Origin of the sequence: Leucobacter chromiireducens subsp. solipictus (genome assembly GCF_016758195.1) — a bacterium.
GTDB lineage: Bacteria > Actinomycetota > Actinomycetes > Actinomycetales > Microbacteriaceae > Leucobacter > Leucobacter solipictus.
This window is the reverse complement of the sequence record NZ_QYAC01000006.1, coordinates 66,340-81,466: the sequence shown is the minus strand read 5'-3', so window position 1 is coordinate 81,466 and position 15,127 is coordinate 66,340. Positions and strand designations below refer to the sequence as shown.

General features: G+C 72.3%; 11 protein-coding genes. 6 read left to right on the top strand and 5 right to left on the bottom strand.

Annotated features, from left to right (window positions below; genetic code table 11):
* Positions 1–52 precede the first annotated feature (52 nt).
* Entirely contained in the window at positions 53–1,078 is a 1,026-nt protein-coding gene (locus tag D3230_RS11785) for an Lrp/AsnC family transcriptional regulator (protein ID WP_202345244.1), read from the top strand.
* An 8-nt stretch (positions 1,079–1,086) separates the two neighbouring features.
* Here the strand turns inward: D3230_RS11785 and D3230_RS11780 are convergent, their stop codons facing one another.
* Positions 1,087–1,995: a LysR family transcriptional regulator gene (locus tag D3230_RS11780; RefSeq protein ID WP_202345243.1), complete on the bottom strand. Its 909-nt coding sequence runs from the start codon at positions 1,993–1,995 to the stop codon at positions 1,087–1,089.
* Between the two features lie 120 nt (positions 1,996–2,115).
* Here D3230_RS11780 and D3230_RS11775 point away from each other — a divergent pair, with 120 nt between their 5' ends.
* The 3 genes from D3230_RS11775 (at position 2,116) to D3230_RS11765 (ending at position 7,478) form a co-directional block, all read left to right on the top strand.
* Positions 2,116–3,597, top strand: a complete 1,482-nt coding sequence (locus D3230_RS11775) for an amino acid permease (protein ID WP_202345242.1) — start codon at positions 2,116–2,118, stop codon at positions 3,595–3,597.
* Entirely contained in the window at positions 3,590–5,119 is a 1,530-nt protein-coding gene (locus tag D3230_RS11770) for an amidohydrolase (protein ID WP_202345241.1), read from the top strand. The genes D3230_RS11775 and D3230_RS11770 overlap by 8 nt, the downstream gene beginning before the upstream one ends.
* A gap of 61 nt (positions 5,120–5,180) precedes the next feature.
* Complete coding sequence (locus tag D3230_RS11765; RefSeq protein WP_237467474.1) at positions 5,181–7,478, top strand: Orn/Lys/Arg family decarboxylase; 2,298 nt, start codon at positions 5,181–5,183, stop codon at positions 7,476–7,478.
* Between the two features lie 59 nt (positions 7,479–7,537).
* On the opposite strand, the gene D3230_RS16450 is transcribed toward D3230_RS11765, so the two are convergent.
* The 3 genes from D3230_RS16450 to D3230_RS11750 all read right to left on the bottom strand — a co-directional run bounded on the left by D3230_RS16450 (position 7,538) and on the right by D3230_RS11750 (position 10,658).
* Positions 7,538–9,007, bottom strand: a complete 1,470-nt coding sequence (locus tag D3230_RS16450; RefSeq protein WP_337249168.1) for an L-lactate permease — start codon at positions 9,005–9,007, stop codon at positions 7,538–7,540.
* The gene (locus D3230_RS11755; protein ID WP_202345239.1) at positions 9,004–9,672 is read right to left on the bottom strand and encodes a non-canonical purine NTP pyrophosphatase; all 669 of its coding nucleotides are present in this window, start codon (positions 9,670–9,672) and stop codon (positions 9,004–9,006) included. Before D3230_RS11755 ends, D3230_RS16450 begins: the two co-directional genes overlap by 4 nt.
* Before the next feature lie 71 nt (positions 9,673–9,743).
* Positions 9,744–10,658 (bottom strand): DMT family transporter, encoded by a 915-nt coding sequence (locus D3230_RS11750; RefSeq protein ID WP_202345238.1) that lies wholly within the window; start codon positions 10,656–10,658, stop codon positions 9,744–9,746.
* A gap of 34 nt (positions 10,659–10,692) precedes the next feature.
* Between D3230_RS11750 and D3230_RS11745 the strand changes: the two genes are divergently transcribed.
* Positions 10,693–11,286, top strand: coding sequence for a TetR/AcrR family transcriptional regulator (locus D3230_RS11745; protein WP_202345237.1), 594 nt, complete (start codon positions 10,693–10,695; stop codon positions 11,284–11,286).
* 62 nt (positions 11,287–11,348) lie between these two features.
* On the opposite strand, the gene D3230_RS11740 is transcribed toward D3230_RS11745, so the two are convergent.
* Positions 11,349–13,184 (bottom strand): ABC-F family ATP-binding cassette domain-containing protein, encoded by a 1,836-nt coding sequence (locus tag D3230_RS11740; RefSeq protein WP_202345236.1) that lies wholly within the window; start codon positions 13,182–13,184, stop codon positions 11,349–11,351.
* A gap of 133 nt (positions 13,185–13,317) precedes the next feature.
* Here D3230_RS11740 and D3230_RS11735 point away from each other — a divergent pair, with 133 nt between their 5' ends.
* Positions 13,318–15,099, top strand: coding sequence for an alpha/beta fold hydrolase (locus D3230_RS11735; RefSeq protein ID WP_202345235.1), 1,782 nt, complete (start codon positions 13,318–13,320; stop codon positions 15,097–15,099).
* The last annotated feature ends 28 nt before the right edge of the window (positions 15,100–15,127 follow it).

Below are 15,127 nucleotides of genomic sequence, written 5' to 3'. Positions count from 1 at the left end.
TTGCATGTCGGGGGCGCTTCGGTGAAGAATCATGCACCTACGAGGAGGTCACATGCCAGATCCTGCACCGAGCCCGGGGCAGGTCGCCGAGATCGATCTTCGGCTCCTGCACCTGCTCCAGATCGCCCCACGCGCGAGCTGGAGCGACGCCGCGCCCATCGTCGGGGTCTCACCCGGCACACTCGCCGCGCGCTGGAGTGCGCTGCAGCGCGACGGGCTCGCCTGGCTGTCCGTCTACCCGAGCCACGCGCGGATGCGGCTCACCGTCGGGTTCATCGAGGTCTCCGTGCTGCCGGACCGCCGCGGCGCGTTCGTGGCTCGCGTGTGCGCCGACGCCCGGGTGTCCAGCGTCGACGTCAGCAGCGGCGGTGCCGACCTGCTGCTCACCGTGATCGTGGCGGACTTCGCCGAGCTGCGCCGGCTGCACGACACGCTCCTCGCGGACGAGCTCGGGGTGACCCGCACCGTCACCCGGCTCGTCACGGAGATGCACGCCGAGGGCGGGGACTGGCGGCTGGACAGCCTCGGCCGCGCGGAGCGCGCCAGCGCGGCGCGACTCGCCGGGGGTCCGAACGATCCAGACGCGCGGCCGATCGGGGGTGAGTTCGGGGAGCTCGTGGGCGCGCTCGCCCTCCGCCCGCGCGCGAGCGTCGCGGAGCTCGCCCGCGAACTGGGCGACCATCCCGCGACGCTGCGGCGACGCCTGCATCGCCTCCTGCACTCCGGCGCGATCCGGATCCGGCTCGACACCGCGCCGGAGGTGAGCGGCTGGCCGATCGAGCTCAGCGTGCTCGCGCGCGTGCCCGGTGCCGCGATCCCCTCGGTGGTCCGCACGCTGCTGTCAATTCCCCAGGTGAAGCTCTGCGCGAGCCTGACCGGGGAGGCGAATCTCGTGTTCTCGGTGGTGGCTCGTCAGATCGCGCACCTCGCCGCGCTCGAGCGCTCGGTGCTGCAGGCGGTGCCCGAGCTCACCGTGGTGGAGACGACCGTGACGATGCGCCGGATCAAGCGGATGGGGCACCGCGTAGACGCGGCGGGCTTCGCGACGGGAGACGTCACGCCACCGCACTGGGCGTAGCGCGTGGATCACTCCCAGCGCTGGGCATCGGCGATCCGCGCGGTCGCCTGCTGCAGCTGCGCCCGCAGTCGTTCGGCGAGCTCCGCGATCGCCGCGGCGGCGAAGTGTTCCGGCTGCCACGAGGCCCGCGTCACGACCTCGAGCGGGCGCTCCGCGTCGAACAGGCGCACGGCGTGTGCCCCGAACTTCGGGGATTCCGTGAGCACGCCGATCCCGTAGCCTGAGGCCGCGAGGGCCTGCACCACGCTCTCGAGCTCGCTCGTCGCGAGGATGGTCGTCCGGATGCCCCGCGCGGCGAGGACGGTATCGAGCAGCACCCGTGATCGGTTGTCGATGGTTTGCACGATGAGCCCGGACCCCGCGAGCTCGGCGACGTCGACCGCGGTAACGCCGTCCCGCGCCCAGGGGTGGGTCGGCGCGACGTGCGCGCAGATCGGCACGCGGCCGAGCGTGCAGGTGCCGAGACCGTCCTCCGGGGGCCCGGCGGTGACCACGAGGTCGGCCGCGCGCAGCGCTTCCCGGGCGGGCGTCAGGCTCGACACCGTCCGCGCGATCACGGGAAACGCCTCGTGCGCGAGGGTCGCGAGGCACGGCGCGACGACCTCGGCCAGCGTCGAGTCCGGGGCGGCGATCGTCAGCTCGCTCGGCTGGCCGCCGCGGAGCTCCCGTGCGGCGCGCTCGAGTTGGCTGGCCTGGCGCAGCATGCCCCGCGCCTCCCGCTCGAACGCCCGGCCGGCCGCGGTGAGGCTCGTGCGCCGCCCCGCGCGCTCGAACAGCGCCACGCCGACCTCCCGTTCCAGGGCCGCGAGTTGCCGGCTCAGCGCGGGCTGCGTGAGCCGCAGCTCGTCGGCCGCCGCGGTGATGGATCCGGCGTCGATGATGGCCACGAAGTAGCTGAGGCGCAGCAGCGTTGTCATAACTGAAAAGTATATATACGGAACCTTTCAGGCATTAGACAGCATGGGTAGCGGGGCCGCACAATGCTAAAGCGCCCACTGCCGGGCGCTCGCCGTTGGACAACCGTCAAGGAGGCCACTGTGTCCACCGATCCCCCCGCCACGCGCTCGAACTATGTCGATCTCGGCGACGCGGACTTCCACAAGGGACTCTCGAACCTGCATATTCAGATGATCGCCCTGGGCGGCGCGATCGGCACCGGACTGTTCCTCGGCGTCGGCTCCCGGCTCGCGGTCGCGGGCCCGGCACTCATCGTCAGTTATCTCGTCGCCGGCGCGCTCATCTACGCGATGATGCGCGCGCTCGGCCAGATGGTGCTCTACCGGCCCACGACCGGCAGCTTCGTCTCCTACGCCCGCGAGTTCGTCTCCGACCGTTGGTCCTTCCTCACCGGCTGGATCTACGTCGCGCTCTGCGCCACCGCCGGCTGCGTGGAAATCGCCGCGATCGGCGTGTACGTCAACTTCTGGTTCCCGGAACTGCCCGGCTGGATCCCCGCGCTCGCCGCGCTCGTCGTGATCATCGGCGTGAACCTCCTCGCGGTGAAGGCGTTCGGGATCATCGAGCTCGGTGCCTCCGGCATCAAGGTCGTCGCCATCATCATCTTCCTGATTGTCGGCGTTGCGGCCGTCGTGCTGGCCGCCTTCGGCCGCCCGCTCGGGGAGTCCGTCGCCGCCCTGCAGAACCTCTGGACCGAGGGCGGTTTCGCCCCCAACGGCATGCTCGGCATCGTGCTCGTGATGCAGGGCGTCGTGTTCTCGTTCTCGGGCGTCGAGATCGTGGCCACCTCGGCCGGGGAGACCGCCAACCCCCAGCGCACGATCCCCCAGGCGATCCGCGGCGTCGTCGCGCGGATCCTCATCTTCTACGTCGGCTCGGTCGCCGTCCTCGCCGTGCTCATGCCCTGGCACCGCTACACCGCCGAGGAGTCGCCCTTCGTGACCGCGCTCGCAAGCCTCGGCGTCACGAGCCTCGGCGGCGTGATGAACTTCATCGTGCTCACCGCCGCCATCTCCGGCCTGAACGCCACGATCTACTCGACGGTGCGCATGCTCCGCAACCTCGCCGCGAACTCGCGCGCACCCCGGTTCGCCAACTACATGAACCGGCACGGCTCGCCCGCCGGCTCACTGCTCGCCCTGTCCGCCGTGTTCCTCCTCGGCGTGATCCTGATCAGCTTCGCGGGTGCCATGGCCGCCTTCGAGATCGTCCTCGGCGGCGTCGCCGTGTTCGTGTTGTTCGGCTGGATCACGATCTTCGTCTCGCACCTCGGCTACCTGCGCAAGGTCCGCGCTGGCGAGATCCCGGCACCGGCCTTCCGCGCCGGCGGTGCCGCGGTGGATTACGTGTGCCTGGCACTCCTCGTGGGGCTCGCCCTGTGGATGATGTTCGACACCCGGAACCCCCACTGGTACTACAGCCTCTGCGGCGCAGTGATCCTGCTCGGCGGGCTCAACATTGCGTACGAGATCGTGCGCCGCCGGCATCCGATGCCCGATTCCCACCTCCCGATCATCCCCACCCCGCAGCACGCGGACCCGCAGAAGGAGCACCATGCCTGATCTCATCATCACCAACGCGCGCGTCGTCCCGCTGACGGGCGACGGGTCGGCGGCCGCGCCCGCGGACCTGCTCGTGCGGGAGGGGCGCATCGCGCAGCTCGCGCCGGGCGGCACGCTCGCGACCACCGCGCCGGGTGCGGCAACGCTCGACGCCGACGGCCGATACGTCATTCCGGGGCTCTGGGATCAGCACGTGCACGCCACCCAGTGGGCGCGCACCGCCACCCAGCTCGATACCTCGGGGACCGCCCACCCCCAGGACGTCCTCGCCCGGGTCGCCGACGCCCTGGCGTCCCGCCCCGATCCGGCGCACCGCACCCTGTTCGGCTGGGGACACCGGAGCGCGTCCTGGAGCGCGGCACCGACCGTCGCCGAGCTCGACGCCGTGAGCGGCGAGACCCCGGTGGTCCTCGTGAGCGGGGACGGGCATCACGGCTGGCTCAACTCGGCCGCACTGCACCGGCTCGGCGTGCCGCCGCGCGACTCCGTGCTCGCCGAATCCGACTGGTTCCCCGTGTTCGGTCGCCTCGACGAGCTCCGCGACGGTGCCGCGGGCGAGGCCCGGGAGGTCGCCGAGATGGTCGCCCGGGCGCACGCCCGGGGCATTGTCGGCCTCACCGATATGGAGTTCGGGCGCGGCTGGGAGACCTGGGCGGAGCGCTACGCGGCCGGCACCACGACCCTGCGGGTCCGCACCGCCACCTACGCGGAGACCCTCGACGAGGCCATCGCCGCGGGGCTGCGCACGGGCACCCCCGTGCCGGGCACACAGGGCATGATCCGGATGGGCCCGCTCAAGATCATCTCGGACGGTTCGCTCAACACGCGCACGGCGTGGTGCCGCGAGCCGTACACGGACGCGGCGGCGCTGCAGCACCCCTGCGGGGCGCCGAACGTGGCGCCCGAGGAGCTGACCGGCCTCTTCGCCCGGGGTGCCGCGTCCGGCTTGGAGATCGCCTGCCACGCCATCGGTGACGCCGCCATCGGCGCGGCGCTCGACGCGTTCGCCGCGAGCGGCGCGCGCGGCGGTATCGAGCACGCGCAACTCACCATGCGCGACGACGTCCGCCGGATGGCCGAACTCGGCGTGCACGCCAGTGTGCAGCCCGCGCACCTCTGGGACGATCGCGACGTCACGCACCAGTGCTGGGCCGACCGCACCGACTTCAGCTTCATGCTGCGTTCGATGCTCGATGCCGGCGTCACCCTCACGCTGGGCTCCGATGCGCCGGTGTCCCCGCTGGATCCGTGGCTCGCGCTGGCCGCCGCCGTGCACCGCAGCGGCGACGACCGCGACCCCTGGAACCCGGTGGAGGCGATCTCCGTGCGCGAGGCCCTCGCGGCGAGCACGGGCGGCGTCGCCGCGCTCGGGGTCGGCGCGCGGGCGGACCTCGTGCTCCTCGACGCCGACCCGCTGGACCTCCCCGGCGACGACACCGCCGCCGCGGCGGATCGGCTCCGCGCGATGGCGGTCGCCGCCACCGTCGTCGACGGCCGCGTGGTGCATTCGTCGATCGCCTGATCCCGCGCCGCCTCACGCCGTCCGCCCCGACCCCCACCTCCCCGCAGACCCCGGAGATCCCATGCAGCTTGAATTCCCGATCATGATCGTGACCGATGACCACGATCCCGTCCCCGCCGCCGACGCGGCCCGCGGGGCCGGCCCGTCCGCGCTCGCCGAACTCTCGGACGCGCTCACCGCGCTCGGGATCGACGTGGTGCACGCCCCGGGCGCGCACGAGGCCACCGTGAGCGCGATGACCAGCCGGATCGCCGCGGTGATCGTGCCGGTCCTCCCGCCGCGGGACACGGAAAGCGCCGCGGAGAGCGCCGCGGACGTGGCTCGGGCCGCCCGGATCGTCGCGGCGATCCGGGCACGCACCGAGCAGCTTCCGATCTTCCTGTTCGGAGAGCGCCTCACCGCCCGGACCCTCCCGACCGAACTGCTGCGCCACGTCCGCGGCTGCATCAACGCGTTCGAGGACACCCCCGAGTTCGTCGCCAGGTCCATCACTCGGGAGGCCGCGCAGTACCTGGCTCAGCTCGCGCCGCCCTTTTTCTCCGCGCTGATGAGCTACGCGAACGACGGGGCCTACTCCTGGCACTGCCCGGGCCACTCCGGCGGCACGGCGTTCCTGAAAAGCCCCACCGGGACCCTGTTCCATCGGTTCTTCGGCGAGAACCTTCTGCGCTCGGACGTGTGCAACGCGGTCGAGGAGCTCGGGCAGCTGCTCGACCACACGGGCCCGATCGCCGAATCGGAGCGCCGCGCGGCGCGGACCTTCGGCGCGGACCACCTCTACTTCGTGACCAACGGCACCTCGACCTCCAACAAGATCGTCTGGAACTCGCTCGTCGGGGCCGGGGACATCGTGGTCGTGGACCGCAATTGTCATAAGTCCGTGCTCCACGCGATCATCCTCACGGGGGCCATCCCGATCTTCCTGACCCCGACGCGGAACCGGGCGGGCATCATCGGCCCGATCCCGCGCAGCGAGTTCACGCCCGAGTCGATCCAGGCGAAGATCGACGCGCACCCCGGGATCACGGACAAAAGCCGCAGGCCGAAGGTGCTCGCGCTCACGCAGAGCACCTACGACGGGATCATCTACCACGCCGCGGAGATCCAGCGCACCCTCGACGGCTACGTGACGGCGCTGCACTTCGACGAGGCGTGGCTCCCGCACGCCGCATTCCACGAGCTCTACACCGATATGCACGCGATCAGCCGCGACCGGCCGCGTCTGCGCGACACCACGGTGTACGCGACGCAGTCCACGCACAAGCTCCTCGCGGGCCTCTCGCAGGCGTCGCAGGTGCTCGTGCACGAAGCGACGGATCGCGAGTTCGACGAGACCGTGTTCACCGAGGCATTCCTCATGCACACCTCGACGAGCCCGCAGTACTCGATCATCGCGAGCTGCGACGTCTCCGCGGCGATGATGGAGGGCACCGGCGGGCACGCGCTCGTCGAGGAGGCGATCACCGAGGCCCTGGAGTTCCGGCGCGCGATCATCCGGATCGGCGAGGAGCTCGGGGTGCGCGGTCCTGCCGGGGCACGCGCGGCCGAGGACTGGTGGTTCGACGTGTGGGGGCCGGACACGCCCGCGCGCGAGGGGCTCGCGGACCGGCGCGAATGGGAGCTCTCGGCGTCCGCACCCTGGCACGGCTTCGAGCGCGTAGACGAGGGCTTCACGATGCTCGACCCGATCAAGGTGACCGTGATGACCCCCGGCCTGGACGTGCACGGCGTGTTCGGGAACACCGGCATCCCCGCCGTGATGCTCTCCCGCTACCTCGCCGAGCACGGCATCGTCGTCGAGAAGACGGGGCTGTACTCGTTCTTCATTCTGTTCACCATCGGCATTACAACCGGTCGTTGGAACACGCTAATCTCCGAACTGCACCGGTTCAAGGCGGCGTACGACGCGAACCTCCCCGTCGCCGAGGCGATGCCGCGGTTCGCGGCGGAGCAACCGGGCACCGCCCGCACCGGGATCCGCGATCTCTGCCAGGCGATCCACGCGGAGTATCGCGCGCACGACATCGCGGCGCTGACCACCGAGATCTACACCTCGCCCGTCGAGTCGGCCATGCTCCCCACGGAAGCCTGGACCGCCATGACCGCCGGTGACGTCGAGCACGTCGCTCTCGCGGATCTCGAGGGCCGCATCACGGCGGTGTTGCTCACGCCCTACCCGCCCGGCATCCCGCTGCTGGTCCCCGGGGAGCGCATTCACGCGACCATCATGCGCTACCTGCGCTTCGAGGAGCGGTTCACCGCGAAGTTCCCCGGCTTCGAGACGCTCACCCACGGGATGACGGAGGCCGCCGGGGGCCGCCCGCGCACCGTCGTCTGCGTGGCGGAGCCCGCGAGCTGAGCCGCCTCGCGCGGCCGGGCGGCCGGCCGCGCGACGCCGGGTGCCCGGCCGCGGCCGCGCTACATCAGCCCCGCGCCGGTCAGCGCCGCGCTCATCCCGGCGATCCCGGCGCAGGCGGCGAGCGCCGTTCCCCAGGCGAACAGCTGGATTCGCGTGCGCGCCGCCGGAACCCGGGCGAGCTGCGCCGCGAGCTCGACGCGCGCGGGCGCGGACATCACGGCCACCGAGGCGGCGGCGTTGTGCGCTCCCATCACGAGCGGAGCGTCCAGGGCGAGTGCGCGCGCGACCTCCCCCTGTGAGGCGGCGGCGAGCGCGTTCGCCCCGGTGTTGGAGCCGGTGATGAAGCCGCTGAAGCCCGCGAGAAACGGCAGGGCCAGGACCACGGGCGTGCCGAGCGCGGCCAGGGCCCCGGCGATGGCCTGCGGCATCCCGGCGGTGCTCATCAGGATCCCGAGGAGGAGGAACACCGCCGTCGGCGGTGCGACGCGCGCCCACATGCGGCCGGCGCCGCGCAGGATCTCCCGGCGGTCCGCGTCGCGGGTGAGGAAGATCACCGCGATTGCGCAGGCGAGCCACCAGGCGGGCGATCCGAGCACGCCGCGCACTCCGGCGGGCACGGACGGCGCGAGGCGGAACACCGTGTGGGCGACCAGCATGCCGCCCAGCACGACGCCGTAGGGGACGGCCGCGCGGGAGAGCTCGCCGGGCTCGCCTGCCGTCCGTTCCGGCCTGCCCGCGCCTCCCACGTCTCCCGACCCGGCCGTCGTCGCGTGGGCACGCAGCCGCCGGATGGCCGCGTGCACGCCCAGGGTCAGCACGGCACCGAGCGCGCCCGCGGGCGGCGTTCCCACGGCCAGGTTCGCGGCCAGGATCCCCGCCGCGAGCAGGGCGCCGGAGCCCGCACCGGCGAGGGCGGCGCGCCAGCGCCGCTCCGGGGCCGCCACCAGGACCGCGGCGCCGATGCCGGTCGCGATCGTCACGGGCAGGGTGAAGAGCGCGCTCGCGACGCCGATCTCGTCGAGCGTGACGCCACCGAGCTGGGCGCCGATCAGGGTGCCCGGGCCCATCGACCCCCACGGTACGGTGCACAGCCCGCACAGGCTGACCGCGGCCGCGCGCGGTCCGGGGACGCCGAGCGCGAGGATCAGCGGGACCGCGATCGCGGCCCCCACGCCGTAGCCGGTCACGCTCTCCGTCAGCGGCGTGAGCCCGTGCACGATCGCGAGGACGGGGGCCACGCCGGTGCCGAACGCGCGCTGCACCCAGCGCGAGATCGTGTCCTGGATTCCGGTGGCGCGACCGGCCTCGGCGAAGCAGATGCCGCCGGCGAGGATGAGCATGACCTCAACGCCGGTGGGGGCCCACTCCCAGCCCGCGGCCGCGAGCGTCCGCCACGACACCGGGAACCCGATCGCGGTGACCACGGCCGCCACTGCCAGGCCGCTGAGCGCCGCGGTGCGCGAGCTCGCGCGGAGACCGATCGCGAGCACCACCGCGAACACCGGCGCGGCGCCGAGGAGGGCGGTCACCGGGCCGGCGGCGGTGGGGTCGCCCCGGCCCGAGCACCCGCCAAGCGGGCCCACACCGGCAGCAGCTCGCGGAAGGCCCGGGCGCGATGGGAGGCCAGGTGCCGGGTGCGCGCCTCCCACTCCGCCACGCTCCGGGGCACCGCGCCGGGCGCTGGCTCGGCGCTGCCCCGGGGAGGGTCGGGCACGAAGATCGCGTCGTAGGGGAAACCGTCGTCGCCGCGGGCGGTCCGCGCGAGCCGTCCCGGCCAGCGGGCCTCGGCCAGGTGCTCGGTGCCGTCCGGTTCGATGAGCGCGAGGGCGGAGGCGAAGTGGGCACCGCGGTGCGGGTCGGCGATGTCTGCGAGCTGGTCGAGCAGCAGCGCGCGGTTCGCGGCGGGGTCTCGCTGTTGCCCCGCCCAGTACGCGGAGAAGACGCCGGGTGCGCCGCCCAGCACATCGACGCAGAGGCCCGAATCATCCGCCAGCACCGGCAGCCGCGTGTGCCGGTGGGCGGCGCGGGCCTTGATCAGCGCGTTCGCCGCGAAGGTGGTTCCGGTCTCGACGGGTTCCTCCCCCGCCGGCGAGGTCGCCCGCCACTCGGGCGCGTGGGCGCGGACGATGTCCGCGTACTCCGCAATCTTGGCCGCGTTCCGCGTCGCCAGCACGAACAGCCGCGGCTGCGCCATGGGTCCACCTCTCGGGGTCGGGCCGGATTGCGGCCGCGCGGGATTCGTCACAGCCCATCGTAATGTTTGACCTATGACAAATCAATTCCGCGCGGCGCTCGACTCACGAGCGTCACCGCGCACAGCGCCAGGGCGAAGCCGGTCACCGTGACGGGCGTGAGCGGTTCCCCGAACATCACGGCACCCCACACCCCGGTCACGGGCGGCACGAGGAACATCAGCGCGTTCACGGTCGTCACGCCGAGCCGCCGGATCAACCCCCAGTACAGCCCATAGCCGCCAAACGTGGCGAACAGCACGAGCCACGCGAGCGCGAGCCAGAAGGCGCCGCCCGCTGGAGGCACGGCGGTACCACTCGCGAGCGCCAGCCCGGTGAACACCACCGCCGAGGTCGCGCAGTGGATCGCGAGCACCCGCATCGGTGCCAGCGGAGCGCCGCGGCGCTCCAGGAAGGTCGCCGCCACCAGGCAGAGCATCCCGAGGAACGGTACGCCGTACGCCCACGGCGGGGCGACGGTGCTCGGGTGCGCGGCGTCCGCACCGGTCACGAGAACCACCGCGAGCACCCCCACCCCGAGCCCCAGCCACTGCCGCCCGCGGACCGCGACGCCGAGCAGGGGACCCGCGAGCGCCGCGATCACGAGGGGCTGGCTCCCGTCAATCAGCGCGGTCGTGCCCGTGCTCACGCCGAGGCCGATCGCGGCGTACACGCTCAGCAGATACCCCGACTGCGAGAGCACGCCGATCGCGATCTGCCGCAGCAGCTCCCGGGGCGCGAGCCGCCCCGCACCGCGGGGTCGCAGAAACGGACTCAGGATCACGGCGAGCGGGAGGAAGCGCCACATCAGCACCGTGGTCACGGGTGCCTCGGCCGCCCCGAGCTTCGCGCCAATAAACCCCGACGACCAACACAGCACAAAGAGCGCACCCAATCCCACGGTCGCACCGAGCTGCCGGACGGCATGTATACCGATCTGTATACCCATGGCGTCGAGTATACAGAACGGTATACTTGCCACCATGACACCCACCCAGTGGTCCCCCAAAGCGCGCGCGATCCTTGACGCCGCGAGCGAGCTCTTCTACGCCGAGGGGATCCACGCGGTCGGGGTGGACACGATCGCCGCGCACGCCGGGGTGACCAAAAAGACCCTCTACGACCGCTTCGGCTCGAAGGCCCAGCTGGTCGCCGCGTACCTGGACGAGCGCGATCGCGCATGGCGCGACGTCCTCTCCCCGCGCCTCGCGGCCGCGGGAACCGACCCCGAAGCGCGACTGCGCGCGCTCTTCGAAGCCTCCGCGGAGTGGAGCGCGGAGCGGGGCCCGCGCGGCTGCGCCGTAATCAACGCGCACGCGGAAATCAGCGACCCGGAGCACCCGGCCACGGCCGTGATGCTGCGGCAAAAACGGTGGATGCGCGAACGCTTCGCGGACATCGCCCGCGACGCCGGGGCGCGAGATCCGGAGGCGCTCGCCCGCGGCCTGTTCCTCGCCCACGAGGGCGCGCTCGCGGCCTCCGGCATGGGCGTCGAAGCCGCGGCCTTCCCCGGGGGCCTCGAACTCGCCCTCGCCGCGCTCCGGGCCGCGCCCACCGCCCGAGCCAGCGACGCCTGATCCGCCAGGGTCCGCGACGCCTGAACCGTCCGGGTCCGCGACGCCTGATCCGCCCGGGTCCGCTATCCGATCTGCTCGGACAGCTCCAGCCACTGCTCCTCGAGCTCGCCGACCTCGGCCTCGAACGCCGCGATCTTCGCCATCTCCGCGTTCAGCAACTGGTAGTCGCTCTGATCGAGCGTCGCGAGGCGCTCCCGGTCCGCGACGATCTGCTGCTGCAGCTTCTCCATGCGCCGCTCCACGGCGGACAGCTCCTTCTGCGCGGCGCGCAGCTCAGCGCCGCTCAGCGCGGGGGCCGCCGCTGCCGAGACCTTCGGCGCGGTCGCGATGCCGGCACCGCCGCGCGCTGCGGGCTTCGCCGCCCCCTCCGACGCCGCGCGCTCCTCCGCGGCGCGCAGCTCGAGATACTGGTCCACGCCGCCCGGCAGATGCCGGAGCCCGTGGTCCAGAATCGCGTACTGCTGGTCCGTGACCCGCTCCAGGAAGTAGCGATCGTGGCTCACGACGATGAGGGTTCCCGGCCACGAATCGAGCAGGTCCTCCATCGCGGCGAGCATGTCGGTGTCGAGATCGTTCGTCGGCTCGTCAAGGATCAGCACGTTCGGCTGGTCGAGCAGGATCAGGAGCAGCTGCAAGCGGCGCTTCTGGCCGCCGGAGAGATCCTTCACCGGGGTCGAGAGCTGCGCGCTCGTGAAGCCCATCCGTTCGAGCAGCTGGCCGGGGGTGAGCTCCTGGGCCTTCGAGCCGCTGCCCACCGTGAAGCTCGTGCGGAGCCGCCCGATCACGGTGCGCACGGGCTCATTCAGGTGCTCCTCGAGCTCGTCGAGCCGCTGCGTGAGGGTCGCGACCTTCACGGTCTGGCCGCGCTTCACCGTGCCGCTGCTCGGCTCGACCGTGCCCGAGATCAGGCCCAGCAGCGTCGACTTGCCGGCACCGTTCACGCCGAGGATCCCGGTCCGCTCGCCGGGGGCCAGGCGCCACTCGATGTCTTCGAGGACCACCCGATCCCCGTAGCTCACGCCCACATCGAGGAGATTCACGACCTCCTTGCCGAGGCGCGAGACGGCCATCGACTGCAACGAGACGCGATCGCGGATCTCGGGGACGTCGGCGATCAGCTCGTTCGCGGCGTCGATCCGGAACTTCGGCTTCGAGGTCCGCGCGGGCGCCCCGCGCCGCAGCCACGCGAGCTCCTTCCGGGCGAGGTTCTGCCGCTTCTGCTCGATCGTGGCGGCCTGCCGGTCGCGCTCCACGCGCTGCAGGATGTACGCGGCATAGCCGCCCTCAAAAGGCTCGACGATGCGGTCGTGCACCTCCCAGGTCGTGGTGCAGACCTCGTCCAGGAACCACCGGTCGTGCGTCACGACGAGCAACGCGCCCTGACCGCGCGGCCAGCGCCGCTTCAGATGCTCGGCCAGCCAGGCGATCCCCTCGACGTCGAGGTGGTTCGTCGGCTCGTCGAGGAACAGCATGTCCACCTCGCGGCTCAGCAGCGCGGCGAGCGCGACCCGGCGCTGCTGCCCGCCCGACAGCGAGGCGACCTCGGCGTCCCAGCCCAGATCCGCCACGAGTCCCGCGATCACGTCGCGCGTGCGCGGATCCCCCGCCCACTCGTACTCGGGGCGGTCCCCCACGATGGCGTGGCCCACGGTCTCGCCCTCGGGGAATGCGTCGGCCTGATCCAGCACCCCGATGGTGGTCCCCCCACGCATCGTCACCTTGCCACCGTCCGGCTCGCGCCGCCCCGCGAGCATCATCAGCAAGCTCGATTTGCCGTCGCCGTTGCGCCCGACGATGCCGATCCGGTCGCCCTCGGCGACGCCCAACGTGACCGAGTCGAACACGGTCTTCGTCGGGACTTCAAGGTGTAGGGCCTCGGCCCCCAGAAGATGTGCCATAACTCCTCAATGGTAGTTCAGTTCCGTGGGGATCCCCCGCGCCCCCGCCGCCCACTACGCTGGGAAGCGTCGCGCGCCGCGACACCCCCGCTCGCGTGGCGAGCCAGGGGCCCGGACCGGAGGGGTGCTGGAGATGTCACTGAGGGCAGAAGTCACGACCGGAATCGCCGGTCTCGCGGGCCCGGCGCGCGCGCTCATCGGCTTGGCGGCCGTCGGGCTCGGGGTCACCCTCGTACTGGCCCCGCTCAGCACCCACCAGATCGCGGTCGTGACCGGCATCGGTCTGGCGCTTGCCGGCGTGGCGGCCCTGCTCCTCCCGACCGCGGATCGCTTCACCCGGTTCTCGGCGCGCATTCTGGGTGGGATCGGGATCGCCCTCGGCGTGCTCATCGCGGTCTGGCCGAGCGCGGGGGCGCCGTGGCTCGCCTTCGTCGTGGGCGCGGCCCTGATCGGGCAGGGGCTCTTCCAGGGGATTCAGTCGATCCGCAACGGCGGCGACCAGCGCGTCACGAACATCATCGGGGCGCTCGCGAGCGTCATCATCGGCGTCGTGACGTTCTCCTGGCCCGTGCTCACGCTCACGTTCTTCCGGCTCGGGGTCGGGGCGTGGTTCGTGTTCTTCGGGCTGCAGCTGGTCATGCTCGCGCTCACCCATCGCACCGACAGCGTGTTGCGCGCCCCCCGGCCGCGCTCACGGCTGCGCCGCTGGTCGCGCACCATCGGGGCGAGCCTCGCGCTCGTGCTCGCGGTGGGGCTCGCCCTCGGCACCGGCGCGATCCTCGGCGGCGTACCGCTCCCCGAGCCCGGAACGTTCTACGCCGCGCCCGCCGAGGTGCCGAGCGAGCCCGGCCAGTTGCTGCGCAGCGAGCCGCTCACGGAGGGCGTGCCGCACGGCGCGCAGGCGTGGAAGATTCTGTACACGACCACCCACAGCGACGGCAGCCCCGCGATCTCGAGCGGCACGCTGCTCGCGCCCCGCGATCGCGGCGCAGATGCCCTGCCCCTGCTCTCCGTCGCGCACGGCACCACCGGGGTCGCCGCGAAGTGCGCGCCGTCGCTCAGCGCAACCCCGTTCGCCGACGGTGCCGGGGCGGCGCTCGAACAGATGGTCACCCGCCACGGCTTCGCCGCGGTCACCTCCGACTACGTCGGGCTCGGCACCAGCGGCACGCACCCGTACCTCATCGGGGACGCCGAGGCACGCAACGTGCTCGATGCGGCGCGGGCCGTGCAGCAGTTCTCCGAGCTGAGCACCCCCACCGACACCGTCGTCTGGGGGCACTCGCAGGGCGGCCAGGGCTCGCTGTGGACGGGCCAGATCGCCGAATCGTACGCGCCCGAACTCACCGTGGTCGGGATCGCCGCGTTCGCCCCGGCGGCGGATCTCTACGGGCTCGCCGAGGTGAACAAGAACGATGCCCCGGGCAAGACGGTCTCCGCGTACATCGCGGCGACCTGGAACACGCTCTACCCGGAACTCGAGCTGCAGTCCCAGCTCACGCCCGGCTCAGCGGGTCCCGTCACGAAGATCCAGAACCTCTGCTTCAACGGCAAGGACGTGCTCGCCGCGATCCTGCGCGGCACGCAGGTGCCCAACCAGATCTTCCCGGACAGCCTGCTCGCGGGGAAGTTCGGGCACCTGCTCAAGGAACAGACCCCCGTGGGCCCGTTCCCTGCGCCGGTGCTCGTGGCGCAGGGCCTCTCGGACCCGCTCGTGAAGCCGGCGCAGCAGCGCGCCTGGGTCGCCGGGCGCTGCGCCGCGGGCGAGGAGATCGACTACCGTACGTTCCCCGGCCTCGACCATCTCTCGCTCGTCGCGGCCGATTCCCCGCTCACCCCGCAGCTCGTGGAGTGGACGCTCGACCGCTGGGCCGGGACACCCGCCACCCCGAACTGCGCCGCGCTCCCGAAGTAGCGCCCGGGCCGCGGTTCGCGGGCCGCGG